Origin of the sequence: Burkholderia glumae LMG 2196 = ATCC 33617, assembly GCF_000960995.1 — a bacterium.
GTDB classification, from domain to species: domain Bacteria; phylum Pseudomonadota; class Gammaproteobacteria; order Burkholderiales; family Burkholderiaceae; genus Burkholderia; species Burkholderia glumae.
In genome coordinates, this window is record NZ_CP009435.1 from 3,120,147 (window position 1) to 3,143,979 (window position 23,833).

General features: G+C 66.9%; 19 protein-coding genes. 8 read left to right on the forward strand and 11 right to left on the reverse strand.

Annotation, left to right across the window (positions count from 1 at the left end; translation table 11 throughout):
• Positions 1-35: 35 nt before the first annotated feature.
• From cpaB to KS03_RS26510, 4 genes are all read right to left on the reverse strand, one after another.
• The gene (gene cpaB / locus KS03_RS26495) at positions 36-962 is read right to left on the reverse strand and encodes a Flp pilus assembly protein CpaB (protein ID WP_015875974.1); all 927 of its coding nucleotides are present in this window, start codon (positions 960-962) and stop codon (positions 36-38) included.
• Positions 963-1,134: 172 nt separating this feature from the next.
• Complete coding sequence (locus tag KS03_RS26500) at positions 1,135-1,605, reverse strand: TadE/TadG family type IV pilus assembly protein (protein ID WP_015875975.1); 471 nt, start codon at positions 1,603-1,605, stop codon at positions 1,135-1,137.
• A complete protein-coding gene (locus KS03_RS26505; protein WP_015875976.1) occupies positions 1,602-2,102 on the reverse strand; it encodes an A24 family peptidase in 501 nt (166 codons plus the stop codon). Before KS03_RS26505 ends, KS03_RS26500 begins: the two co-directional genes overlap by 4 nt.
• An 83-nt stretch (positions 2,103-2,185) precedes the next feature.
• Positions 2,186-2,383: a Flp family type IVb pilin gene (locus tag KS03_RS26510; protein ID WP_015875977.1), complete on the reverse strand. Its 198-nt coding sequence runs from the start codon at positions 2,381-2,383 to the stop codon at positions 2,186-2,188.
• A 653-nt stretch (positions 2,384-3,036) separates the two neighbouring features.
• On the opposite strand from KS03_RS26510, the gene KS03_RS26515 reads away from it, so the two are divergent.
• From KS03_RS26515 to KS03_RS26530, 4 genes are all read left to right on the forward strand, one after another.
• Complete coding sequence (locus tag KS03_RS26515; protein WP_015875979.1) at positions 3,037-4,737, forward strand: collagen-like triple helix repeat-containing protein; 1,701 nt, start codon at positions 3,037-3,039, stop codon at positions 4,735-4,737.
• Between the two features lie 47 nt (positions 4,738-4,784).
• Entirely contained in the window at positions 4,785-6,155 is a 1,371-nt protein-coding gene (locus tag KS03_RS26520; RefSeq protein WP_015875980.1) for a collagen-like triple helix repeat-containing protein, read from the forward strand.
• Between the two features lie 135 nt (positions 6,156-6,290).
• Positions 6,291-7,973: a ShlB/FhaC/HecB family hemolysin secretion/activation protein gene (locus KS03_RS26525; RefSeq protein WP_015875981.1), complete on the forward strand. Its 1,683-nt coding sequence runs from the start codon at positions 6,291-6,293 to the stop codon at positions 7,971-7,973.
• Between the two features lie 139 nt (positions 7,974-8,112).
• Positions 8,113-8,574 (forward strand): DUF2147 domain-containing protein, encoded by a 462-nt coding sequence (locus tag KS03_RS26530; RefSeq protein ID WP_015875982.1) that lies wholly within the window; start codon positions 8,113-8,115, stop codon positions 8,572-8,574.
• A 102-nt stretch (positions 8,575-8,676) separates the two neighbouring features.
• Here KS03_RS26530 and KS03_RS26535 read toward each other — a convergent pair whose 3' ends face one another.
• The 7 genes from KS03_RS26535 to typA form a co-directional block, all read right to left on the reverse strand.
• A complete protein-coding gene (locus KS03_RS26535; protein ID WP_017432937.1) occupies positions 8,677-9,120 on the reverse strand; it encodes a transposase in 444 nt (147 codons plus the stop codon).
• A gap of 183 nt (positions 9,121-9,303) precedes the next feature.
• Complete coding sequence (zapE, locus tag KS03_RS26540) at positions 9,304-10,401, reverse strand: cell division protein ZapE (RefSeq protein WP_026051502.1); 1,098 nt, start codon at positions 10,399-10,401, stop codon at positions 9,304-9,306.
• Positions 10,402-10,518: 117 nt separating this feature from the next.
• Positions 10,519-11,949 carry a dihydrolipoyl dehydrogenase gene (gene lpdA, locus KS03_RS26545; protein ID WP_015875985.1) on the reverse strand — a complete coding sequence of 477 codons (1,431 nt, stop codon included), beginning with the start codon at positions 11,947-11,949 and terminating at the stop codon, positions 10,519-10,521.
• 88 nt (positions 11,950-12,037) lie between these two features.
• Complete coding sequence (odhB, locus tag KS03_RS26550; protein WP_015875986.1) at positions 12,038-13,309, reverse strand: 2-oxoglutarate dehydrogenase complex dihydrolipoyllysine-residue succinyltransferase; 1,272 nt, start codon at positions 13,307-13,309, stop codon at positions 12,038-12,040.
• A 123-nt stretch (positions 13,310-13,432) separates the two neighbouring features.
• Positions 13,433-16,300, reverse strand: coding sequence for a 2-oxoglutarate dehydrogenase E1 component (locus tag KS03_RS26555; protein WP_015875987.1), 2,868 nt, complete (start codon positions 16,298-16,300; stop codon positions 13,433-13,435).
• A 112-nt stretch (positions 16,301-16,412) separates the two neighbouring features.
• Positions 16,413-16,601 (reverse strand): hypothetical protein, encoded by a 189-nt coding sequence (locus KS03_RS31795; protein ID WP_127913947.1) that lies wholly within the window; start codon positions 16,599-16,601, stop codon positions 16,413-16,415.
• Between the two features lie 17 nt (positions 16,602-16,618).
• Complete coding sequence (gene typA, locus KS03_RS26560; RefSeq protein ID WP_015875988.1) at positions 16,619-18,439, reverse strand: translational GTPase TypA; 1,821 nt, start codon at positions 18,437-18,439, stop codon at positions 16,619-16,621.
• A gap of 390 nt (positions 18,440-18,829) precedes the next feature.
• Between typA and KS03_RS26565 the strand changes: the two genes are divergently transcribed.
• The 4 genes from KS03_RS26565 to KS03_RS26580 all read left to right on the forward strand — a co-directional run bounded on the left by KS03_RS26565 (position 18,830) and on the right by KS03_RS26580 (position 23,787).
• Complete coding sequence (locus KS03_RS26565; RefSeq protein ID WP_015875989.1) at positions 18,830-19,339, forward strand: MarR family winged helix-turn-helix transcriptional regulator; 510 nt, start codon at positions 18,830-18,832, stop codon at positions 19,337-19,339.
• Between the two features lie 82 nt (positions 19,340-19,421).
• The gene (locus KS03_RS26570) at positions 19,422-20,921 is read left to right on the forward strand and encodes an efflux transporter outer membrane subunit (RefSeq protein ID WP_088499462.1); all 1,500 of its coding nucleotides are present in this window, start codon (positions 19,422-19,424) and stop codon (positions 20,919-20,921) included.
• Positions 20,922-20,988: 67 nt separating this feature from the next.
• A complete protein-coding gene (locus tag KS03_RS26575; protein ID WP_015875991.1) occupies positions 20,989-22,206 on the forward strand; it encodes an HlyD/EmrA/EmrK family protein in 1,218 nt (405 codons plus the stop codon).
• A gap of 18 nt (positions 22,207-22,224) precedes the next feature.
• Positions 22,225-23,787, forward strand: coding sequence for a DHA2 family efflux MFS transporter permease subunit (locus tag KS03_RS26580; RefSeq protein WP_015875992.1), 1,563 nt, complete (start codon positions 22,225-22,227; stop codon positions 23,785-23,787).
• Positions 23,788-23,833: the final 46 nt, after the last annotated feature.

Genomic DNA, 23,833 nt, shown 5'->3' on the forward strand with positions numbered 1-23,833 from the left:
GTTGCAAGACTGCCTGCTGCCGTGCTCGGCTCGTTTCAATAGGCCACCGATTCGGCGCGCCCACCCCGTATCACTTCAATGCTGCCGCCGTCCGCGGCGCGCGTCATCACGCGCGCCGGCGCCATCCGGCGCGGCGCGGCGGCGGCCGGCGCGTCCGCCACGCCGCGCGACAGCTCGGCAAGCGACAAGCCTTGCGCCGCGCGCGCCGACGGATCGGCCGCCGTGCCCACGCGCATCGCGACGGTCTGCGTCGCCACGTCCTCGTCGCGCGGACTGCGCAGTGCGAGCGTCAGGTTGCCGCTCGCCTCGGCCAGCGTCAGCGCGTCGATCTGCGCGGTCGGCACCGCCAGCACGGCAGTGCGCACCCCGCCCGCGGCGCCGCCGGACGGGTCGCGCGCGGTGGTGGCGTCGCCGAACGCCAGTACCCGGATCTTCGAGAGCAGCAGCTTGGCCTGCGTCTTCGGAATCTCCGGCCCGCTCGAATTGGTGCCGGGCAGGCCGCCCGCAGCGTCGCGTTTGAGGTTGACGAACACGTCGACGAAGTTGCCGGGGCGCATGTGGTTGCCGACCGCGTTGTTCTCGTCCACCTTGATCGCGACGGCGCGCTCGCCCGGCTTGACCAGGTCGGCCATGCCCGAGGACAGCGAGCTCTCGACCACCGCGGCCTGCTCCGGAATGTCGGCGCTCGGCACCCGGCCGATGATCTGCACCGGGTCGACGAAGGCGCCATCGGGCCGCGCCGCAGCCTGCTGGACCCTCAGGCTGCTGGCCGCGATCGGCAGCCCCGCCTTCAGCGGCTGCACGGCCACCACCACCGGCACCAGCTTCGCCTGCGCCGGCTGGCTGCCCTGCACGCGCGGCACGGACGACGGCCGGCTGCCCAGCATCCAGGCATAGGCGCCGAGCAAAACTGCGATCGCGATCAGCGCCACCGCGAGGACCTTCGTCAGATTGTTGGCCATGGTTGTTCTGCGAACCTGCGATTCATGAAATCGGGCGTTGCGCGCCTGCCCCGCTGGTATCCGGCCAGTCCGGTTGCGCCCGCTGCCGCTGCTGTCAATGCCTTTGCCGACGCCGCCCCTGCTGGTTCGCACGCCGCCGGGTCACGGCGCGCCGTGACGCCAACCGGGCCTCCTAGATGATGTTGACGGGACTGATCTGTACCATGGCCGTCCCCGTCAGCGAATCCGGCACCGGCAGCAGCATGCCGACAAGCGGCAGCGGGGCGATCAGCGGGCTGCTGCTGTAGGGATAGGTGAGCGTGACCTTGATGCAATACATCGACGAGTCGTAGCTGCAGGTGCCGGCCGGCGTCGACGCGCAACTCACGCCGGTCAGCCAGCCGGTCAGGTGGGTCGCGGCCGTGCAGGCCGCCGCAGCGCGCGCGGTCAGGGCCGCCTGCGGCGTCGGGCTGATCTGGTAGTTCAGCGCGGCGCGCGCGCCCTCGGTGGCGGCGAGCGTCAGGTTCTGTTGCGCGGCGAAGATCAGCCCGTAGGTAATGACCGCGTAAAGCACCATGAAGAACGCCGGCAGGATCAGGGCGAATTCGACCGACATCGAGCCGCGCTGACTGCGGCGCAGCGGTGCGTGAAGTAGCGGCCTCATCGCAAATTCCCCGTAACGATCAGATATATCAACCACGCGGCCGCCGCTATGACGAGAAACGCCGCATAAGGCGAACCGCGACGCGCACCGAGCGCCAATGTCGGCGACCCGCGCTGCCACAATGCCCCGATCGGCGTACGGGTCCAGTACATCATGCCGAGCACGTGAATCAACGCCGCCAGACTCGCGGCAATCCAGCACCAGAACAAACCCTGAAATCCGCACCACAACCCGAGCACAGTAAATACCTTCACATCTGCAGCCCCCATCAGGCGGCATGCGAAAAACGGAAACAATCCGACGAATCCGATCACGGCCCCGATTACCGCCTCGACCGGTGTTATGCCAAACGGGTTGTAGCGGCTAATGGTCGATACCATTCCGCAGATCAAACCGGCCACTACCAAAGAATTGGGAATACGCCGATAACGAATATCACCAGCCGCAACCATCGTGACCCACGCCAGGAATACCGCGACGCTCAAAATCAGAATCATTCCGATTCTCGAAAGGCGGGCACGGCAAATGCGGGCGCCGAACCGGCGACCCGCGCATCCGCATGCGGAACAGCAGGATCGGGTTAGCTGCTCGAGCCGCCGGTGGCGGCGCCAAGCCCGGTGAGCTTGCCGGCGATATAGCTGAATGCGTTGGAAATGCCGCCCGACAGGACGCCGACGGCCGCGACGAGTGCCACTGCCATCAGGCCCGCGATGAGACCGTATTCGACAGCGGTAACCCCGTCTTCTTCCTTGAGGAAGCGATTGATGAGTGCGTTCATGTTAATCCTCGTGCCTTGAGTTTCGTGGGCCTGATGCACTTGGCATGTTTGACCGTCCAACCGTCACCGGCTTCGACGTCCGGATCCGATCACTTCTTTATAGCTCGTTTTTCCACGAGCCCTTCACCTTTTCGATGTCGTTTAACAATCTTCCAATTGTTTCAACAGGCACCTTCACGTCTCGATCGTGATGCACCGGGAACGCGTTCCTACAAATCTTAAAGCCGAACGCCTTTTCTTTTCAACTTTTTTATGGATTTCTCGGCCGACAGTTGCTCTCACGACCACATTTTTACTAGCTTTCGATGGAACCCCCATAAGGGCTTACGATAGGTTAGATCAACCCGCCTAATCCTCGGTGAAACAATCGTTCGAGTGAATCGTTTGCCCGCACCTCACGTTACGCGCAGCGCGTAACGGCAAGCTCGTGACGTTACGTTACGTTCCTCGCATATCGCACTTCGACGCCCCGGCATTCGGCTCGCTTGAGAATCGGATTTAGCAAACGTTAAACCAAGATACAGCAAGGCTTGGCGGCCTGCGGAATATCGCCAGGCAGCGACTTTCGCATCGACTTTTCAATCGGGTGGCACGAGTGTTGCAGAGTGTATCTCGCGGTAACACAGATCACACAACACCACTGCGAGGACGACATGGATACCCAAACGATTACCCAAGGCATGCTCCGGACCACGCTGATCGCGGCCACCGCGGCAGCCATGCTTTCCCTCTCCGCCTGCGGCGGTTCCGGTTCGCTGAGCCAGGGCACCGGCGGCTCGAGCTCCGGCACTTCCGGCACTTCCGGCACGAATACGCCGCAAGGCACGGGCTCCTCCTCGGGTATCAGCGGCACCTCGTCGTCCGGCACCAGCTCCGGCACCAGCGGCACCTCCTCGTCGGGCACCAGTTCCGGCACCAGCGGCACCTCGTCGTCGGGCAGCAGCGGCACCTCCTCGTCCGGCACCAGCGGCACGAGTTCGAGCAACGCGGTAGGCAGCGTGGTCGCCAGTACCAGCAACGTGGTGTCGAGCGTCGGCACCACCGTGTCGGGCCTCGGCACGGTGATCGGCAGCCAGTCGGTGCCGGGCCTCGGCAGCGCGCCGACCCAGGCGCTCGGCAGCGTGGTGGGCAGTGTCGGCGGCGCGGTCAGCGCGCTCGGCAACGGCCTCGCGGGCGGGCTCGGCCAGCTCGGCGCGACCGCCAACCCGCTCGGCACCACGCTCGGCTCGACCGGCAACGTGGTGTCGCAGCTCGGCAACGCCGTGACCGGCACCGGCAACCTCGTGACGAGCCTGGGCAGCGGCCCGCTCACGCCGCTCGCCCCGGTCACCTCGACCGTCGGCGGCCTGGTCTCGACGCTCGGCACCACGGTGGCCAACGGCGGCGCGACGCTCGGCAACGTATTGAGCACCGGTCCCGTGCAGCAGATCACGCAGACCGTCAGCTCGGCGATCACGCCGATCACCGCGGTGGTCGCCAACACGACGCAGACGGTCGGCAACGCGACCGGACTGGGCGCGCCGGTCAACACGCTGCTGGGCACGATCGGCGGCAGCCTGAACCAGGCCGGCTCGCTGATCGCCACGAAGGGCGGCGGCAACCCCGTCACCGCGGGCCTCGGCTCGACCGTGTCGGCCACCGGCAACACCGTCGCCTCGCTCGGCGGCCTGGTCACGGGCGGCAGCGGCGGCAACCCGCTGGCACCGGTCAGCTCGGTGGTGGGCGGCCTCGCCAACACGCTCGGCGGCCTCGGCGGCACCAGCGGCGGCAGCGGCCCGCTGGCACCGGTCACCGGGCTCGTTTCGTCGGTTACCGGCGCGCTCGGCGGCGTCACGGGCGGGGCCGCAGGCGGTAGCGCGAGCGGCCTGCTGGCACCCGTCACGGGTCTCGCCTCGTCGGTCACCGGCGCACTCGGCGGCGCCACGGGCGGGGCCGCAGGCGGCGCCGCGGGCGGTGCGCTGGCACCCGTCACCGGGCTCGTCTCGTCGGTCACCGGCGCGCTCGGCGGCGCCACGGGCGGGGCTGCAGGCGGCGCCGCGGGCGGCGCGCTGGCACCCGTCACCGGGCTCGTCTCGTCGGTCACCGGCGCACTCGGCGGCGCCACGGGAGGCGGCTCGGCGGGCGGCAGCGCCAGTGGCCTGCTCGCGCCGGTCACCGGCGTGCTGGCGGGCGTGACGGGCGCAGCGGGCGGTGCGGCCGCCGGCGCGACCAGCGCCGCCACCTCCGGCGCGGCCACGGTCGCGACCGGCCTGAGCGGGTCGAGCAACGGCGCCGCGACGAAAGGCTCGGGCGGCGGCCTGCTGGCACCCGTGACCTCGCTGGTGGGCGGGCTGCTCGGCGGCGGCAAGAAATAACGGCGTTTCGTCGGTCAAGTCAATCAAATCGCGTCAGGAGACCCATCATGCAACCGATTCACCCGCTCTCTTCCCCGACCGCCTCGTCGGCGCTGCGCACTTGGCGGCTCGCGCTGACCGTGGCGGCGGCGGCCACCCTGTCCGCGCTGGCCGCCTGCGGCGGCAGCGATATGACGACGCAGGCAGGCACCGGCGGCAGCAATGTTCCGCAATCGACCGGCACCGGCAGCGGCGTCACCTCGCCGTCGAGCAGCGGCACCAGCGGCGTGCTGACCACCACCGGGCAGACCATCGGCGATCTCGGCACCACCGTCGGCTCGGTGACGATTCCGGGCGTGAGCAGCGGCGTCACGCAGGGCCTCGGCAACACCGTGTCGAGCCTCGGCAGCGTGGTCAACGCGGCAGCCGACGCACTGAGCAGCGGGCTCGGCCAGACCGGCACGACCGCCAATCCGGTCGGCACCACGGTCGCCGGGCTCGGCAGCGTGGTCAGCGCGGCTGGCACCACGGTAGCGGGCCTCGGCCAGACCGTCGATTCGCTCGGCACCGGCCAGCTCTCGGCCCTGGCGCCGCTCACCACGCCGCTCGGCACGCTGCTGAACACCACCGCCAACGGCGTGGAAGCCGGCGGCACGATGCTCGGCAACGTGCTGTCGTCGAGCCAGGTCCAAGCGGTCACGCAACCGCTCAGTTCGGCCATCACGCCGATCGTCACGACGGCCGGCCAGGCCACCCAGACGGCCGGCTCGGCCACCGGCCTCGGCGCGCCGGTTTCGGGCCTGCTGCAGCAGTTGGGCGGCGCGGTCGCGTCGGCCGGCACGCAGCTCGGCAGCACCTCGTCGCAGCCGCTGGTCGGCGACGCGGGCAAGCTCGTGAGCTCGCTCGGCAACACCGTCACCAACGCGGGCGGGCTGGTCGACGCATCCGGCCCGAACGGCGCGCAACCGGTGGCCGGCCTGATCACGAGCCTGGTCGGCAGTTCGAGCGTGACGGTCGCCAATGGCGCATCGGCGTCGGGCGGCGGCGCGAGCAACCCGCTCAGCGGCCTGCTCGGCTCGCTGACGGGTTCGCTCGGCGGCGCCACGGGCGGCGCGAGCGGGCCGCTGGCGCCGGTCACGGGGCTCGTCTCGACCGTCACGGGCACGCTTGGTTCGGCCACGAGTGGCGCCACCGGCACAGGTGGGACGAATCCGCTCGCGCCCGCCACCGGTTTGCTCAATACTGTCACCGGCGCACTCGGCAGTGCCGCGGGCGGCACGACGTCCGGCTCGCCAGCGGGCTCGCTGCTCTCGCCGGTCACGTCGCTGGTCGGCTCGGTCGCCTCGACGGCGGGCTCGGGCACCTCGGGCGGCAATTCGACGGGCCTGCTGGCACCGGTCACCGGGTTGCTGGGCACGCTGGGCAGCGCCGGGAAGTAATGGCGGCAAACGTCCGTGCCGGCGGGAGGCGCGGGCGGTCATCACAGGTTGCATGAGACGGAGGGCATCGCTCGCGATGTCCTCCGTTTGCAGTGGAAAACTAAAAAGCAGCAGGCCTACGAGGACTCACCGACAATGCAAACCCCGAAACAGGTTTGGACGCTGCTGTGCGCGCTCGCCGCGACGGCCGCCGCTCCCGCCCAGGCGCAGACCCGCCCCGCCGGCAACCCGCTCGAATCGCTGCCGCAGATCAGCCCGCCCCAGCGCGCCGCCGTCACGGTCCAGGTCGAGCCGCAGGCGCAGCAGGTGCAGCAGTTGCTCGCGCGCCATCTCACGCCGGCCACGATCCGCATCGAAGGCGTCAGATCGATTCCGTTCGAGGAGGTATCGGCGCGCTTCACGCCGCTCGTGGGCAAGGACATCACGATAGGACAACTGATCGAAACCGCGAACGGCGTGACCAAGCTCTACCAGGACCGCAGCTACGCCCTGTCGTTCGCGTTCGTGCCGGCGCAGACTTTCGAGGACGGCGTGGTGAGGATCACGGTGGTCGAGGGCTTCGTGTCCGACGTGCAGATCACCGGCAACCCCGGCGCGATGGAGTCGAAGCTGCGCGCGGTGGCCGCGCACATCACCGCCGACCGGCCGCTGCGGCGCGCCACGTTCGAGCGCTACGTGAACACTTTCGGCCTGCTGCCCGGCATCACCGTGAAGGCCAACGTGCCGCCGCCGCAGAACACCGACGGCGCGACCACCCTCTCGCTCGACGTCAAGCGCAAGCCGATCAACGTGAGCAGCGGCATCGCCACCAGCAATCCCGGCGTGCAGGGGCTGTTTACCGTGACCGAAAGCGGCCTGACCTCGCTCGGTGAGCAACTGAGCCTGTCGGCGCTCGCGCCCAAAGGCCCGAACAACGTGACCTACGTGGCGGCAAGCGGTTCGGTGCCGATCGGCAGCAATGGCCTCACGGCGCGCGTCGACGCGAGCCATTACCGCGGCAACCCGAGCGACAACCCGGGCCTGCCCTCCTACGTGAAGCGCACCGTGGTCAACGACAAGCTCGGCGTTTCCGCCTCGTACCCGATCCTGCTGAACAACCAGCGCAGCCTGCTCGCCACGGTGTCCGGCTACGCCTCGCACAGCGAAGACCAGTACCGGAACCAGATCGGCGGCCAGTTCATCGGCCTGCGCTCGCAGGTGCGCGTGCTGCAGGCGCAGATGGACTTCACCAACGTGCGGCCGACCTCGGTCACCAAGGTCAGCCTCAACGTCGCAAAGGCGTTCGACATTCTCGGCGCGTCGAAATCGGCCGACACCAACATCGCCGGCTCGACGCCGAGCAACCCGGCCTCGATCACCTTCGTGCGCACCGGCGCGACGCTCGTGCAGACCAACGAGTGGCCGCTCAAGATCGGCACCACGCTGCAGTTCACGGGCCAGTTCAGCCCGGTCTCGCTGCCCACCACCGAGCAGATCGCGTTCGGCGCGCAGCGCTTCGCGCTCGGCTACGAGCCCGGCGAAACCTCGGGCGATTCGGGTTGGGGCATGTCCGCCGAGATCAACCGCTCGTTCGCGCTCGGCCTTGCCTACCTGAAGTCGATCACGCCTTACATCGCCTATGACATGGCGCGCGTCTATCTGCATGCCGGCACGCCACAGCCGAACCGGCTCTCGTCGGTCGGCCTCGGCGTGCGCGTGTCGGACGGCCAGCACTACAACATCGACGTCTCGGTCGCGAAGCCGATCGGCGACGCGCCGATCGAAAGCGCCTCGCGCAGCCCGCGCGTCAATGCGTCGTTCTCCTATCAGTTGAATTGATTCCGGCGGGCGGCCGCGTCGATTAGAGGCACCTCTATCAAACGCGGCGGCCTCTTTCACGTATGCTCAGCGAAGGCTCCCGGCCCTTGCGAGGCGCGGGAATCGCCACAAAAAGACAACGCACTCAAGGAGGAAGACAATGTCCCGCTTCAATTCCCGCCTGCGCCGGCTCGCCGTCGGCGGCACCTTGCTGATGTCCGCGCTGTCCGCCTTCGCGCAGGCCGACAGCCCGGTCGGCATCTGGCAGACCATCGACGACCACACCGGCAAGCCAAAGGCGCTCGTGCAGATTTCCCAGGATGCGAACGGCGAACTGTCGGGCGTCGTCAAGCAGGGCCTCGGCGACAACGACACGCCCGATCGCCGCTGCACCGCCTGCACCGACGAACGGAAGGATCAGTTGATCAAGGGCATGACGATCATCAAGGCCATGAAGGCCGATGGCGACCACTGGGATGGCGGCAACATTCTCGACCCGGAAAACGGCAAGGTTTACCGCTGCAAGATGACGCTCGAGGATGGCGGTCAGAAGCTGGTCGTGCGCGGCTATATCGGCGTGTCGCTGCTGGGCCGCTCGCAGACCTGGGTCCGCCAGCAGTAAGCGTATCAAGCCGGGGCGGCCGGACACGGCGCGCCGCGCCGGACGCCGCACAGTGCGCCTGGACGGGCGGCCGCTCGCGAGCCGGCGGCCCCCGCGTCCGGCTCATGCCGCGGAACGCGGCGGCAGGTGCGGCTCCGGCGTGAAGGCGGGATCGATGCGTGGCAGACGGATCCGATTCGGCTGCACGGCATGTCGCAGCTCCGCCGCATGGGAATGCACATGCTTGCGCATACGGACCGTTACGGTTTCGTAGAGATCGTCGCCGGCCGGACCGAACAACTCGTCGAGCACCGCGCGCAGCGTGCCCGACTCGTACCAGATCATGAAGCGGCGGTGGCAGGTTTGATACGCGGGATAGCGGCGGGGAATGGCCGACCATGAGGCGCCGCTGAAAATGACCCACAGCACGCCGTTCAGCACGCTGCGGGCATCGGCCAGCGGCCGCCCGCGCCGTTCCTTGCGCGGCCGCAATTCCGGCAGCAGGCCGGCAATGCGCTGCCATTCGCCATCGGTGATGTCTCGATATGGTGTCATGCCATTCTCCATTTACAAAAACATGACACACGATATCGGGCAGCTTTCGCGCTGGATATTGAACAATTCCGAGAATGCTTGAGTAAAGCGGTGTCGCTCAGCAAAATCGAAATAGTACGAATCCGCCGCAGCGGGATTCGGCCCGCTCGCGCCACGCGCGAGCCTGAAAAGGCCGTCCGCGGTGCGGCGGGTCAGTCACGTCAGCGAGGTATCGACAAGGCGCCGCGGCGTCTCGAGATATTCCTGAGACTGCATCTCGACGATACGCGACACGGTGCGGCTGAATTCGTTGGCCATCGGTCCTTCCACGTACAGTTCCTCGGCCGGCACCGCCGCCGACATCAGCAGCTTCACCTTGTGGTCGTACAGCACGTCGATGAGCCAGGTGAAGCGGCGTGCCTCGGAGGCCATGCGCGGCGACATCTGCGGCACGCCGGACAGGACGATCGCGTGGAAGCGCGTGGCCAGCTCGAGATAATCGTTCTGCGAACGCGGGCCGCCGCACAACGTGGCGAAATCGAACCAGACGACGCCGTCGGCCTTGCGCAGCGCCTTCAGCTCGCGCTTCTCGATGTGCAGGATCGGGCTCTCGTCGGGCACCGCCGCGAGCTTCGCGAACGCCCTGCGCAATTCGCGATCGGCCTCGGCGCCGAGCGGCGTGTGGTACATCCTCACCTGGGTGAGCGTGCGCTGGCGGTAGTCGACGCCGGCATCGACGTTCATCACGTCGAGCTTCTGCTTGATCAGCGCGATCGCGGGCAGCATGCGGTCGCGGTGCAGGCCGTCCGGATAGAGCAGGTCCGGGTCGTAGTTGGAGGTCATCACGAACTGCACGCCGTTGGTGAACAGCCGGTCGAGCAGCCGGTACAGGATCATCGCGTCGGCGATGTCCGACACATGGAATTCGTCGAAGCAGATCAGCCGGTAGCGCTTGGCGATGCGGCGCGCGAGCTCGTCGAGCGGATCGGCCTGCCCTTTCAGCTCCTCGAGTTCGCGATGCACCTCGCGCATGAATTCGTGAAAATGCAGCCGCGTCTTGCGCTGCACCGGCACCACCGCGAAGAAGCTGTCCATCAGGAAGCTCTTGCCGCGGCCGACGCCGCCCCACATGTAGACGCCCTTCGGCAGTTCCGGCCGAATGACGAGCTTCTTGAACGCGTTCGAGCGCCGCGCCTTGTAGGCGACCCATTCGTCGAAGCACTGCTGCAGCCGCGTGATCGCGGTGCGCTGCGCGGTATCGGACTGGTAGCCGCGCGAGCCCAGTTCACGCTCGTAGTATTCGGTGACGTTCATCATGCAAGGCGGAAAAAACAAAGGCGAGCGGAAAATTCCCGCCCGCCTTCGGCATCAAATGGCGACGCCGGCCGGCGAGCCGGCGCGGCGCCCAGGCGGCCCTGGGGGCCGCGTCGATCAGCTGTTGATCGAACGCTTGTCGGTCGCGAGCGCGGCTTCTCGCACGACTTCCGACAGCGACGGGTGCGGATGGCAGATGCGGGCGATGTCTTCCGAGGCCGCCTTGAATTCCATCGCGACCACGGCCTCGGCGATCAGGTCCGAGGCATTCGCCGAGATGATGTGCACGCCCAGCACCTCGTCGGTCTTGGCGTCGGCGATCATCTTCACGAAGCCGTCCGGCGCGTTCATGCCGAGCGCGCGGCCGTTGATCGAGAACGGGAACTTGCCGGTCTTGATCTCGCGGCCCTCGGCCTTCAGCGCCTGCTCGGTCTTGCCGACCCAGGCGATTTCCGGCGAGGTGTAAATCACCCACGGAATGCAGTTGTAGTCGATGTGCGGCTTCTGGCCGTCGATCACCTCGGCCACCAGCACGCCCTCGTCTTCGGCCTTGTGCGCGAGCATCGGGCCGCGCACCACGTCGCCGATCGCGTAGACGTTCGGCAGCGCGGTGCGGCAGTGATCGTCCACGTCGATGAAGCCGCGCTCGTTGGCCTTCAGGCCGATCGACTCCAGGCCGAGGTTGTCGGTGTTCGGCACGCGGCCGACCGACACGATCAGACGGTCCGCCTCGAGCGTCTTGGCGTTGCCGTCCTTGTCCGTGTACGCGATCGACACACCGGCATCGCTGGCCTTCACCTCGCCGATCGTCACGCCGAGGTTGATGTCGAGGCCCTGCTTCTTGAACAGCTTCGCGGCTTCCTTGGCGACCGCCTCGTCGGCGGCGGCGAGAAACGCCGGCATCGCTTCGAGCACCGTCACGTCGGCGCCGAGGCGGCGCCACACCGAGCCGAGCTCGAGGCCGATCACGCCCGCGCCGATCACGGCGAGCTTGTTCGGCACCGTGTCGAAGTTCAGCGCGCCTTCGTTGTCGGCGACGATCCTGTTGTCGACCGGCACGTTCGGCAGGTGACGCGCCTTCGAACCCGTCGCGATGATCACGTTCCTGGCCGTGACGACTTCCGTCTCGCCTTCGCCGCTGACCTCGATCTGCACGCCGGCGTCGGTCTTGCCGGTGAACTTGCCATGGCCCTTGAGCCAGGTGATCTTGTTCTTCTTGAACAGGAATTCGATCCCGCCCGTCATCTTCTCGACGATGCCGTCCTTGCGGCTCAGCATCTTCGCGGTATCCATCTTCACGTCACCAACCGAAATGCCGTGGTCGGCCAGATGATGCGACGCGTTTTCGAACTCTTCCGACGAGGCGAGCAGCGCCTTCGACGGGATGCAGCCGACGTTCAGGCAGGTGCCGCCGAGCTTCAGCGCGCCCGCCGGGTTCTTCCACTTCTCGACCACCGCCACCGTCTTGCCGAGCTGGGCTGCGCGAATCGCGGCCACATAGCCGCCGGGGCCGGCGCCGATCACGACGACGTCAAATTCCTTGGACATGACTATCCTTCTCTGTTGCCCGGCGCGCGGCCGCACGCGATGCGTGCGTCGCGCGCCCGGGGCGATTCAATACGGGAGAAACGCAGGCTTACAGGTCGAGCAGCAGGCGCGCCGGATCTTCCAGCGCATCCTTCATCGCCACCAGCGACAGCACCGCTTCGCGACCGTCGATGATCCGGTGGTCATAGGACAGCGCGAGGTAGTTGATCGGGCGGATCACGATCTGGCCGTTCTCGACCACCGGACGCTCCTTGGTCGCGTGAACGCCGAGGATCGCCGACTGCGGCGGGTTGATGATCGGGGTCGAGAGCATCGAGCCGAACACGCCGCCGTTCGAGATCGAGAACGTGCCGCCCGTCATTTCCTCGATCGACAGCTTGCCGTCCTTGGCCTTCTGGCCGAATTCGGCGATCTTCTTCTCGATGTCGGCGAGGCTCAATTGGTCGGCGTTGCGCAGGATCGGCACCACCAGGCCGCGCGGCGAACCGACCGCGATGCCGATGTCGAAATAGCCGTGGTAGACGATGTCGTTGCCGTCGATCGACGCGTTCACGAGCGGGAACTTCTTCAGCGCGTGGACCGCCGCCTTGACGAAGAACGACATGAAGCCGAGCTTCACGCCGTGTTCCTTCTCGAACTTGTCCTTGTACTTCGCGCGCAGGTCCATGACGGGCTGCATGTTCACTTCGTTGAACGTCGTCAGGATCGCGTTGGTCTGCTGCGATTCGAGCAGACGCTCGGCGATCCGCGCGCGCAGGCGCGACATCGGCACGCGCTGCTCCGGACGGTCGTTCAGCCAGGTGGTGGCCGAGGCCGGCACCTTCACGTCCGGCAGCGCGGCCTTCTTCGGCGCGGCGGCGGCCGGTGCGGCAGCGGCCTTGGCCGGCGCGGCGTTCGCGGCCAGCGCGTCGCCCTTGGTAATGCGGCCGTCGCGGCCCGTGCCGGCGACCTGGCTCGCGTCCACGCCCTTCTCGGCCAGCAGCTTCGCGGCGGCCGGCGAGGCGGCGTGGCTCGAGCCGGCTGCAGCGGCCGGCTGAGCGGCCGGCGCCACGGCGACGGGCGCTGCGGCCGGTTGCACTTCGGCCTTGCCGGCGGCCGCGGCGACGGCACCCGCCTTCGCTTCGGTGTCGATGGTGGCGATCACCTGATCGGCCAGGACGGTGTCGCCGTCGTTCTGCAGCACTTGCGACAGCACGCCGGCGGCCGGCGCCGGCACTTCGAGCACGACCTTGTCGGTTTCGAGTTCGATCAGGATTTCGTCCTGCGCGACGGCCTCACCGGGCTTCTTCTTCCACTGCAGCATGGTCGCTTCCGATACCGATTCGGAAAGCTGGGGGACTTTGACTTCAACGATAGCCATGACTTGATTCCTGGATGCTTGATCTGGGTAATGTCGGGGTTCTGCGGACGGGCGCGCGACTACGCGGCACGCGCGAAGACGGCCCGGGCGCGCTTGCCGCACGCACCGGGCCGTGACGTCCGATTATTTCGCGATCGACGCGCTCTTCAGGCGGCCGAATGCCCCTTCGATCAGGGCCTTCTGCTGCTCGTAGTGCTTCGCGTAGTAACCGACCGCCGGCGAGGCCGAAGCCGGGCGGCCGCTATACGCGAGCTTCTGCCCTTCCTTCATGCCTTCCTTCAGATGGTGTTCGATGTAGAACCACGGGCCCTGATTCTGCGGCTCGTCCTGCACCCAGACCACTTCGGTCGCATTGTCGTACTTCTTCATTTCCGCTTCGAACTGCTTGTGCGCGAACGGATAGAGCTGCTCGATCCGGACGATCGCGACGTCGTTCGCCTTCGCCTCGCGGCGGTGCGCGACGATGTCGTAATAGACGCGGCCCGAGCAGGCGATCACGCGCTTGACCTTCTTCGCGTCGATCGTCTCGTCGGTCTCGCCGATCACCGGCTGGAACGAGCCCTTCGCCAGTTCCGACAGGTCCGACACGGCTTCCTTGTGACGCAGCAGCGACTTCGGCGTCGCCACGATCAGCGGCTTGCGGAACAGCCGGATCATCTGGCGGCGCAGCAGGTGGAAGATCTGCGCCGGCGTGGTCGGCTGGACCACCTGCATGTTGTGGTCCGCGCACAGTTGCAGGAAACGCTCGATACGCGTCGACGAGTGCTCCGGGCCCTGGCCTTCATAGCCGTGCGGCAGCAGCATCGTCAGGCCCGAGACGCGGCCCCACTTCACTTCGCCCGACGAGATGAACTGGTCGATCACGACCTGCGCGCCGTTCACGAAGTCGCCGAACTGCGCTTCCCACAGCACCAGCGTGTTCGGCTCAGCGGTCGAATAGCCGTACTCGAAGCCGAGCACGGCCTCTTCCGACAGCACCGAGTCGATCACCGTGAAGTTCGCCTGGCCGTCCGAGACGTTCTGCAGCGGCACATAGGTGCCGTCGTTCCAGCGCTCGCGATTCTGGTCGTGCAGCACCGCGTGGCGGTGCGTGAACGTGCCGCGGCCCGAATCCTGGCCGGTCAGGCGCACGGCGTAGCCAGACGAAACCAGCGAGGCGAACGCGAGGTGCTCGCCCATGCCCCAGTCCAGCGGCTGGTCGCCCTGCGCCATCTTGCGGCGGTCGTTGATCACGCGCTCGACGAGCGGGTGGACCTTGAAGTTCTCCGGCACCGTCGTGATGCGCTCGCCGATGCGCTTGAGCTCGGCCAGCGGCACCGCCGTGTCGGCCGCGTCGGTCCACTTGCGGTTCAGGAACGGCACCCAGTCGACCGCGTACTTGCTCTTGTAGTTCGAGAGCACCGGATCGACCGTATGGTGGCCGTCTTCCATCGCCTTGCGATAGGCCTTGACGAATTCGTCGGCCTGCTCGGCGGTGATCACGCCCTGCTGCACCAGCTTCTCGGCGTACAGCGCGCGGGTGCCCGGGTGCTGCGCGATCTTCTTGTACATCAGCGGCTGGGTGACGGCCGGCGTGTCCTGCTCGTTGTGGCCGAGCTTGCGGAAGCAGACGATGTCGATCACGACATCCTTGTGGAACTGCATGCGATAGTCGATCGCGATCTGCACCGCGAGCACCACCGCCTCCGGATCGTCGCCGTTCACATGCAGCACCGGCGCCTCGATCATCTTGACCACGTCGGTGCAGTACAGCGTCGAGCGCGCATCGCGCGGGTCCGAGGTCGTGAAGCCGATCTGGTTGTTGATGACGATGTGCAGCGTGCCGTGCGTGCCGTAGCCGCGCGTCTGCGCGAGGTTCAGCGTTTCCATCACGACGCCCTGGCCCGCGAAGGCGGCATCGCCGTGGATCTGCACCGGCAGCACCTGCAGGCCGTCCGCGTCGCCGCGACGGTCCATGCGCGCCTTGGCCGAACCCTCGACCACCGGATTGACGATTTCGAGGTGCGACGGATTGAATGCGAGCGACAGGTGGACCGGACCGCCTTCGGTCGCAATGTCCGACGAGAAACCCTTGTGATACTTGACGTCGCCGGCCGGCAGGTCGTCGACGTGCTTGCCTTCGAATTCGGCGAACAGGTCCGCCGGCATCTTGCCGAGCGTGTTGACGAGCACGTTCAGGCGGCCGCGGTGGGCCATGCCGATCACGATCTCCTGCACGCCCTTCGATCCCGAGTGCTGCACCACTTCGTCCATCGCCGCGATGAAGCTCTCGCCGCCTTCGAGCGAGAAGCGCTTCTGGCCGACGTACTTGGTGTGCAGGTAGCGTTCGAGGCCTTCGGCGGCGGTCAGACGGTTCAGCACGTGCTTCTTCTTCTCCGCGCTGAAGTTCGGCGTGGCGCGCGTCGATTCGAGACGCTCCTGCCACCAGCGCTTCTGCTCCGGGTCGCCGATGTACATGTACTCGGCGCCGATCGTGCCGCAGTAGGTGTCGCGCAGCGACTTGACGATGTCACGCAGCGAGGCCTGCTCGAAACCGAAATACAGGTTGCTCGCGCTGAACGTCTGGTCGAGGTCGGCTTCGGAGAAATCGTAGAACGCGGGTTCGAGCTCGGGGATCGCGGGACGCTCGCGGCGCTTCAGGGGATCGAGATTGGCCCATTGCGAGCCGAGGAAGCGATACGCGCTGATCAGGGACTGGACGTGGACCTGCTTGCGGGCGGTGGCGAGATTGCCGCCGCTGCTTTCACGCGGGATGAAGGCATTGGCCTTCGCACGCTGGGCGAACGATTCGACGATCGGATTGTGAGCGACATCGCTCGCATTCGAACCGTCCGTCGCCGGCACGTTTTGCAGCGCGTCGAAATATTCGCGCCAGTTGTCCGGCACCGATGCCGGATTGTCCAGATAGGCTTCGTACAGTTCTTCTACATACGAAGCATTGCCGCCGAACAGATAGGAGTTCAGCTGGAACTGCTTCATTACATCTGACATTTTACGCTCACCTTTCTTCGAGCTTCTCGAGAAATAGCGGGTTGCTCAACCTTCCGCGACACGGCCTGACCGTTTAGCGGATTGCGCGAATCAAGTCTTGCTTGGAAGGACCTCAAACTTGCGTGCGCAGCATATCACAATATGCACCACTGAAGGTCACAATGTCGCACCCCGAAAGCCCGCCCGTCTTGGTTTCCGCGGCGAAAAGCCTCGATTTCTCCAGTGCATGCAACAGTGTTTTACCCGCACTCATGCGGCGTGAAGCAAAAAAGCCGCCCGAAGGCGGCTTGGCGTGAGACATCGGGCGCGTGGCGCCGCTCACTCGGCTTCGCGGCTCGCGCGGCGACGCTCGTGTTCCTTCAGATAACGCTTGCGCAGACGGATCGACTGCGGCGTCACCTCGACGAGCTCGTCGTCGTCGATGAACTCGACCGCATACTCGAGCGACATCTGGATCGGCGGCACCAGGCGCACGGCTTCGTCGGTGCCCGAAGCACGCACGTTGGTCAGTTGCTTGCCCTTGATCGGGTTCACGACCAGGTCGTTGTCGCGGCTGTGAATGCCGATGATCATGCCTTCGTACAGCGCATCGCCCGGCTTCACGAACATTCGGCCGCGATCTTGCAGCTTCCAGAGCGCGTAGGCGACGGCCGCGCCGTCGTCCTGCGAGATCAGCACGCCGTTGCGGCGCTCGCCGACCGAGCCGTCCTTCACGGGCGCGTACGAATCGAAGATGTGGCTCATCAGCCCCGTGCCGCGCGTAAGCGTCAGGAACTCGCTCTGGAAGCCGATCAGCCCCCGCGCCGAAATCCTGTACTCGAGGCGCGTACGGCCGCGGCCGTCCGAAGCCATATCGAGCATTTCCCCCTTGCGGCGGCCCAACTCCTCCATCACGCCGCCCTGGTGCTCGTCCTCGACGTCCACCGTCAGAAGCTCGTAAGGCTCGTGCTTCTCGCCGTTGATTTCCTGCATCACCACGCGCGGACGCGACACGGCCAGCTCGTAGCCCTCGCGGCGCATGTTTTCGACGAGGATGGTCAGGTGCAGCTCGCCGCGGCCCGACACCTCGAATACGGTTTCATCGCCGGTGTCGCGCACGCGCAGCGCCACGTTGTGGTTCAGTTCCTTCATCAGCCGGTCGCGGATCTGGCGGCTCGTCACGAACTTGCCCTCGCGGCCCGCGAGCGGTGAAGAATTGACGAGGAAGTTCATCGTCAGCGTCGGCTCGTCGACGGTGATCATCGGCAGCGCTTCCGGCGTATCGACGGCGCAGATCGTCGCGCCGATGCCGACGTCCTCGATGCCGTTGATCAGCACGATGTCGCCCGCTTCGGCCGAGTCCACCTGCACGCGCTCGAGCCCCTTGAACGACAGCACCTGATTGATCTTGCGGTTCAGCACCTCGCCTTCCGGTCCGAAGCGCATCACCACCGGCTGGCCCGGCTTGATGCGCCCGCGCGTGATGCGGCCCACGCCGATCCGCCCCACGTAGGTCGAATAGTCGAGCGAGGTGATCTGCAGTTGCAGCGGCGCGTCCGGATCGGCCGGGCGGACCGGCACGTGCTCGAGGATCGCCTCGAAGAGCGGGCGCATGTCGCCTTCGCGCGCCTGCGGGTCGAGCGACGCGTAGCCGTTCAGGCCCGACGCGTAGACGATCGGGAAGTCGAGCTGCTCCTCGGTCGCGCCGAGCTTGTCGAACAGATCGAAGGTCTGGTTGATCACCCAGTCGATGCGCGCGCCCGGACGGTCAATCTTGTTGATCACGACGATCGGCTTCAGGCCGAGCGCGAGCGCCTTCTTCGTGACGAAGCGCGTCTGCGGCATCGGCCCCTCGACCGCGTCGACCAGCAGCAGCACCGAGTCGACCATCGACAGCACGCGCTCCACCTCGCCGCCGAAGTCGGCGTGCCCGGGCGTGTCGACGATGTTGATGTGGGTGCCTTCGTACTCGACCGCGCAGTTCTTCGCGAGGATCGTGATCCCGCGCTCTTTTTCGATGTCGTTCGAGTCCATCACGCGCTCGACCATCTGCTGGTTCTCACGGAAGGTGCCGGACTGGCGCAGCAGTTGGTCCACGAGCGTAGTCTTGCCGTGGTCGACGTGGGCGATGATGGCGATGTTGCGAAGGGCGCGGGTCATAGAAACCTGAAATCGAAACCTGATGATCGGACATGCAAAAACGCGCGTGGCTGATTAACTCTCACGCGCGCTGCTCGACTGTGTATTTGCATGTCCTGGAAAGCCTACGATTATAGCATGTCAGGATGTCGCGGGCGGGCCGCATCGCTGCACCGCACACGGAGTGTCGCGCGAACGCCAAGCCGGCGCGTTGCGCCACCGCCCTTTGCCGGCTCGCCGCTGCCCGCCCAGGTCTCGCCGGCCCGCCCCGCACTGCGTGCGGCAAGCCCGCTGCGCCTGGGCGTGGATATCGCTCCCCATTTGTCGCCGCGCACCCCGTCGATCTTATTTGCCGCGACAAACAATCGCGCTTATACTGCTGCCTAGTCAACCATTGCAGAATCAGAGAATATGCCGGACCCTTCCACGCCCCCGCCGGCCGGCCTGTCCGTGTCCGCGTATCCGATCAACGACAGCGTCGGCTACCTGCTTTCGCGCGTGCGCTCGCTGATGACCAACCTCGTCACGCAGCGCACCCAGACCGAGCTCGGCATCACCGGCACCCAGGCCAGCATGTTGTTCATGCTCGCGGTCGGCAAATGCTCGACGGCGGCCGAACTGGCGCGCGAGTACGCGATCGATGCGAGCGCCGTCACACGCCTGCTTGACCGCGTCGAGAAACGCGGCCTGCTCTCGCGCGTGCGCAGCCACGAGGACCGACGCGTGGTGCGCCTCGAACTGACCGACGAGGGCCGCGAACTTGCGGAACGGATGCCGGAAATTTTCATCAGCGTGCTCGATCGCCTGCTCGACGGCTTCACGCCCGAGGAAGTCGGTTTCCTGAAAAGCATGCTGCGCCGCATTCTGAGCAATTACTGCGGCGAAACCAGCAGCGGCAGCAGCGGCGGCAACGCTTCGTAACACACGTCTGGGCAATCACTCTCCGATGCATCGACATAAGGAAATCCTTGCAATGTCCACTTTTGAATCACGGGCGGCGGCCATGCCGCGCAAGGGCGTGTGGCCGGTACGCGCGGCCGGTGGTCTCGTCGCGGCCGGCGCCGCGCTCGCGCTGGCCGGCTGCGTCAGCTACGCGGGCATCCACAGCGACAAGCAGGTCGCGCCGGCCTCGCAATTCGACAGTGCGCGCAGCCTGCCGGCCGAGGGCGGCCAGTGGCCCGCGCTGGACTGGGCCAGCCAGTTCGGCGACCCGCAGCTGCCGCGCCTGATCGACGAGGCGCTCGCTGGCAACCCGAGCATCGCGCAGGCCCAGGCGCGGCTCGCGAAAGCGTCCTCGTACATCGAAGCGTCGCGCGCGACGCTGCTGCCGAAAGTGGAGGGTCGCTATTCGTGGAGCCGCGAACTGTACTCGGGCAACGGCCTCTATCCGCCGCCCTACGGCGGCAACTGGTACAGCGAGAACAACGTGCTGGCGAGTGCCTCGTGGGAGCTCGACCTCTGGGGCAAGAACCGCGAGAAGCTGCGCTCGGTGGTGTCGCAGCGCAAGGCCGCGCAGGCCGAGTTCGAGCAGGCGCGCGTGACGCTCGCGACCTCGGTGGCACGCACCTACAACCAGCTCGCCCAGCTCTACGCGCTGCGTGAGATCGCGCAGCGCGAGATCCGCAACCGCGAGACGGTGGGCAAGATCACCGAGGGCCGCGTCGGTGCCGGGCTCGACACCAACGTGGAACGGCAGACCGCGCGCGGCAACGTGGCCACCTGCGAGTCGACGCTGTCCGATCTGGACGGCCGGATCACCACGGTGCGCTATCAGCTCGCGGCGCTGCTCGGCAAGGGGCCCGACCGCGGCCTGGCGATCGACACGCCGGTGCTGAACCCGGGCGGTGCAATCACGCTGCCCGACACGATCCCGGCCGACCTGGTGTCGCGCCGGGCCGACCTGGTTGCCGCGCGCTGGCAGGTCGAGGCAGCGATGCACGACGTGAAGGAAACCAAGGCCGAGTTCTTCCCCGACGTGAACCTCGCGGCCGGCTTCGGTTTCGATGCGTTCGGCTGGGGCAATTTCCTGAAGTTCGCGAGCCGTCAGGCCCAGTTCGGGCCGGCCATCCACCTGCCGATCTTCCATGGCGGCGCCTTGCGTGCGCAACTGAAGGGCGCCTACGCGGACTACGACCTGAGCGTGGCGAACTACAACCAGACGCTGATCGGCGCGCTCAACGACGTGGCCACGCAAGTGGCCTCGATCCGCGCGCTGGACCGGCAGATGGGTGACGCGCAGCGCGCGCTCGACGCCTCGACGCGCGCCTACGAACTCGCCGTGGTCCGCTACAAGGCCGGACTGTCGCCGCAACTGCAGGTGCTGAGCGCCGACAACAGCCGGCTGGACGCCGAGCAGTCGGTGACCAACCTCGTGATGCGGCGCCGCGACTTGCAGATCGGCCTGATCAAGGCGCTCGGCGGCGGCTTCGACGCGGCGGGCTCGCCGCTCGCGGCCGCCGGCACGGCACCGCAGGCAGCGGCGGCGCAGCAGGCCGCCAATTGAACGAAGCCCTTGCCCGACACCCCCGTATCACTCGCACCAAGCACAAGCATCGACGGAGAAATTCGCCATGAGCGACCCTCAACAGAACGCGGCCGGCGCAGCCCGGCCGAACAACACCAAACGCAAGCGGATGATGACGATACTGATCGCGCTCATCGTGCTCGCCGCAATCGCCTACGGCGTCTATTACTTCCTCGTCGCGCGCTTCCACGAAACCACCGACGATGCCTATGTCAACGGCAACGTGGTGCAAATTACGCCGCAGGTGACGGGCACGGTGATCGCTGTCAACGCCGACGACACGCAGACCGTGACGGCGGGCGCCCCGCTCGTCGTGCTCGACCCGGCCGATGCGCGCGTCGCGCTGCAGCAGGCCGAGGCCAATCTCGCGCAGACCGTGCGCCAGGTACGCGGCCTGTTCGTCAACGACGATCAGTACCGCGCGCAGGTCGCGCTGCGCGAAACCGACCTGTCGAAGGCGCAGGACGACCTGCGCCGGCGCCTGGCCGTGGCGCAGACGGGCGCGGTCTCGCAGGAAGAGATCGCGCACGCGCGCGATGCCGTGAAGGCCGCGCAGGCCTCGGTCGATGCCGCACGGCAGCAGCTCGCCTCGAATCGCGCGCTAACCGCGAACACCACGGTCGCCGATCACCCCAACGTGCTGGCCGCGGCTGCGAAGGTGCGCGACGCCTATCTGGCCAACGCGCGCAACATGCTGCCCGCGCCCGTCACCGGCTACGTGGCCAAGCGCTCGGTGCAGGTCGGCCAGCGCGTCGCGCCGGGCACGCCGCTGATGTCGGTGGTGCCGCTCAACGGCGTATGGGTCGAGGCGAACTTCAAGGAAGTGCAGCTCACGCACATGCGGATCGGCCAGCCGGTCGAGCTGACGGCCGACATCTACGGCTCGTCCGTCAAGTATCACGGCAAGGTGGTGGGCTTTTCGGCCGGCACCGGCTCGGCGTTCTCGCTGCTGCCGGCGCAGAACGCCACCGGCAACTGGATCAAGGTGGTGCAGCGCCTGCCGGTGCGCATCGCGCTCGACCCGCAACAATTGCAGCAGCATCCGCTGCGCATCGGCCTGTCGATGCAGGTCGACGTCGACATCAAGGACGACAGCGGCGGCGAGCTCGGCAAGGTGCCGAACACGGTCTACCAGACCGACGTGTTCGCGAAGTACGGCGACGCGGCCGACGCCGAGATCGCCCGGATCATCGCGCAGAACGCCGGCGGCGCGACGCCGGCCGCCACCAAGCCCGGCGCCGGCGCCGCGCCGAAGCGGATGTGAGCCCGGAACGGAACGCCCATGGCCAACACCCAACCCGTCATCCACCCTCCGCTGGAGGGCGGTCAGCTACTGCTCGGCACCGTCGCCGTGTCGCTTGCGGTGTTCATGAACGTGCTCGACACCTCGATCGCCAACGTCGCGATCCCGACCATCTCGGGCGATCTCGGCGTCTCGTCGGACCAGGGCACCTGGGTCATCACCTCGTTCGCGGTCGCCAACGCGATCTCGGTGCCGCTGACCGGCTGGCTGACCGACCGGATCGGCCAGGTCCGGCTGTTCTTCGCCTCGATCATCCTGTTCGTGATCTCGTCGTGGCTCTGCGGGCTCGCGCCGACGCTGCCGTTCCTGCTGGTCGCGCGCGTGATCCAGGGCGCCGTGGCCGGGCCGATGATTCCGCTCTCGCAATCGCTGCTGCTGTCGAGCTATCCACGCGCGCGCGCGCCGATGGCGCTCGCGCTGTGGGCCATGACCACGCTGATCGCCCCCGTGGCCGGGCCGATCCTCGGCGGCTGGATCTCCGACAACTACTCGTGGCCGTGGATCTTCTACGTGAACATTCCGGTCGGCATCGCCGCCGCGATCGTCACCTGGATGATCTACCGCGACCGCGAATCGACCACACGCAAGGCGCCGATCGACGGCGTCGGGCTCGCGCTGCTGGTGATCTGGGTCGGCTCGCTGCAGATCATGCTCGATAAGGGCAAGGATCTCGACTGGTTCTCCTCGACCACCATCGTGGCGCTTGCGCTGACCGCCGTCATCGCGTTCGCGTTCTTCGTGATCTGGGAGCTGACGGCCGAGCACCCGGTGGTCGATCTGTCGCTGTTCGCGATGCGCAACTTCAGCGGCGGCACGATCGCGCTGTCGGTCGGCTACGGGCTCTACTTCGGCAACCTCGTGCTGCTGCCGCTGTGGCTGCAGACGCAGATCGGCTACACGGCAACCGACGCCGGGCTCGTGATGGCGCCGGTCGGCTTCTTCGCGATCCTGCTTTCGCCGCTGACGGGCAAGTACCTGCCGCGCACCGATCCGCGCTACATCGCCACCGCCGCGTTCCTGATCTTCGCGCTGTGCTTCTGGATGCGCTCGCGCTACACCACCGGCGTCGACCAGTGGTCGCTGATGCTGCCGACCTTCGTGCAGGGCATCGGGATGGCGGGCTTCTTCATCCCGCTCGTCTCGATCACGCTGTCGGGCCTGCCCGGCCATCGGATTCCGGCCGCCTCGGGCCTGTCGAACTTCGTGCGGATCATGTTCGGCGGCATCGGCACCTCGATCTTCCAGACCGCGTGGGACCATCGCAACAACTTCCACCACGCGCAGATCGTCGAGGCGGCCAACGTCTACAACCCGATCTACAACCAGGCAGTCGCGCAGATGGGCAGCCTCGGGCTCTCCCAGCAGCAGGCCAACGGGCTCATCAACCAGATGGCCACGCAACAGGCCGCGCAACTCGGCGTCAACGACCTGTTCTATGTGTCGGCCCTGATCTTCGTGATACTGATCGGCCTGATCTGGATCACCAAGCCCGAACGCGCGGGCGGCGCGGATTCGAGCGCGGCGGCATCGGCCGCGCATTGAGGCGGCGGCCCGCCTCGGCAAGGCGGTGCGGGCCGCCGCCCTTTGA

Coding starts and splice junctions, on each gene's coding strand:
- KS03_RS26525 (WP_015875981.1), top strand. CDS start 6,291: ATGCAAACCCCGAAACAGGTTTGGACGCTGCTGTGCGCGCTCGCCGCG.
- KS03_RS31795 (WP_127913947.1), bottom strand. CDS start 16,601: ATGTCTCACGCCAAGCCGCCTTCGGGCGGCTTTTTTGCTTCACGCCGC.
- KS03_RS26580 (WP_015875992.1), top strand. CDS start 22,225: ATGGCCAACACCCAACCCGTCATCCACCCTCCGCTGGAGGGCGGTCAG.
- KS03_RS26510 (WP_015875977.1), bottom strand. CDS start 2,383: ATGAACGCACTCATCAATCGCTTCCTCAAGGAAGAAGACGGGGTTACC.
- KS03_RS26515 (WP_015875979.1), top strand. CDS start 3,037: ATGGATACCCAAACGATTACCCAAGGCATGCTCCGGACCACGCTGATC.
- KS03_RS26530 (WP_015875982.1), top strand. CDS start 8,113: ATGTCCCGCTTCAATTCCCGCCTGCGCCGGCTCGCCGTCGGCGGCACC.
- odhB (WP_015875986.1), bottom strand. CDS start 13,309: ATGGCTATCGTTGAAGTCAAAGTCCCCCAGCTTTCCGAATCGGTATCG.
- typA (WP_015875988.1), bottom strand. CDS start 18,439: ATGACCCGCGCCCTTCGCAACATCGCCATCATCGCCCACGTCGACCAC.
- cpaB (WP_015875974.1), bottom strand. CDS start 962: ATGGCCAACAATCTGACGAAGGTCCTCGCGGTGGCGCTGATCGCGATC.
- KS03_RS26555 (WP_015875987.1), bottom strand. CDS start 16,300: ATGTCAGATGTAATGAAGCAGTTCCAGCTGAACTCCTATCTGTTCGGC.
- KS03_RS26575 (WP_015875991.1), top strand. CDS start 20,989: ATGAGCGACCCTCAACAGAACGCGGCCGGCGCAGCCCGGCCGAACAAC.
- KS03_RS26520 (WP_015875980.1), top strand. CDS start 4,785: ATGCAACCGATTCACCCGCTCTCTTCCCCGACCGCCTCGTCGGCGCTG.
- KS03_RS26565 (WP_015875989.1), top strand. CDS start 18,830: ATGCCGGACCCTTCCACGCCCCCGCCGGCCGGCCTGTCCGTGTCCGCG.
- KS03_RS26505 (WP_015875976.1), bottom strand. CDS start 2,102: ATGATTCTGATTTTGAGCGTCGCGGTATTCCTGGCGTGGGTCACGATG.
- zapE (WP_026051502.1), bottom strand. CDS start 10,401: ATGAACGTCACCGAATACTACGAGCGTGAACTGGGCTCGCGCGGCTAC.
- lpdA (WP_015875985.1), bottom strand. CDS start 11,949: ATGTCCAAGGAATTTGACGTCGTCGTGATCGGCGCCGGCCCCGGCGGC.
- KS03_RS26570 (WP_088499462.1), top strand. CDS start 19,422: ATGCCGCGCAAGGGCGTGTGGCCGGTACGCGCGGCCGGTGGTCTCGTC.
- KS03_RS26535 (WP_017432937.1), bottom strand. CDS start 9,120: ATGGAGAATGGCATGACACCATATCGAGACATCACCGATGGCGAATGG.
- KS03_RS26500 (WP_015875975.1), bottom strand. CDS start 1,605: ATGAGGCCGCTACTTCACGCACCGCTGCGCCGCAGTCAGCGCGGCTCG.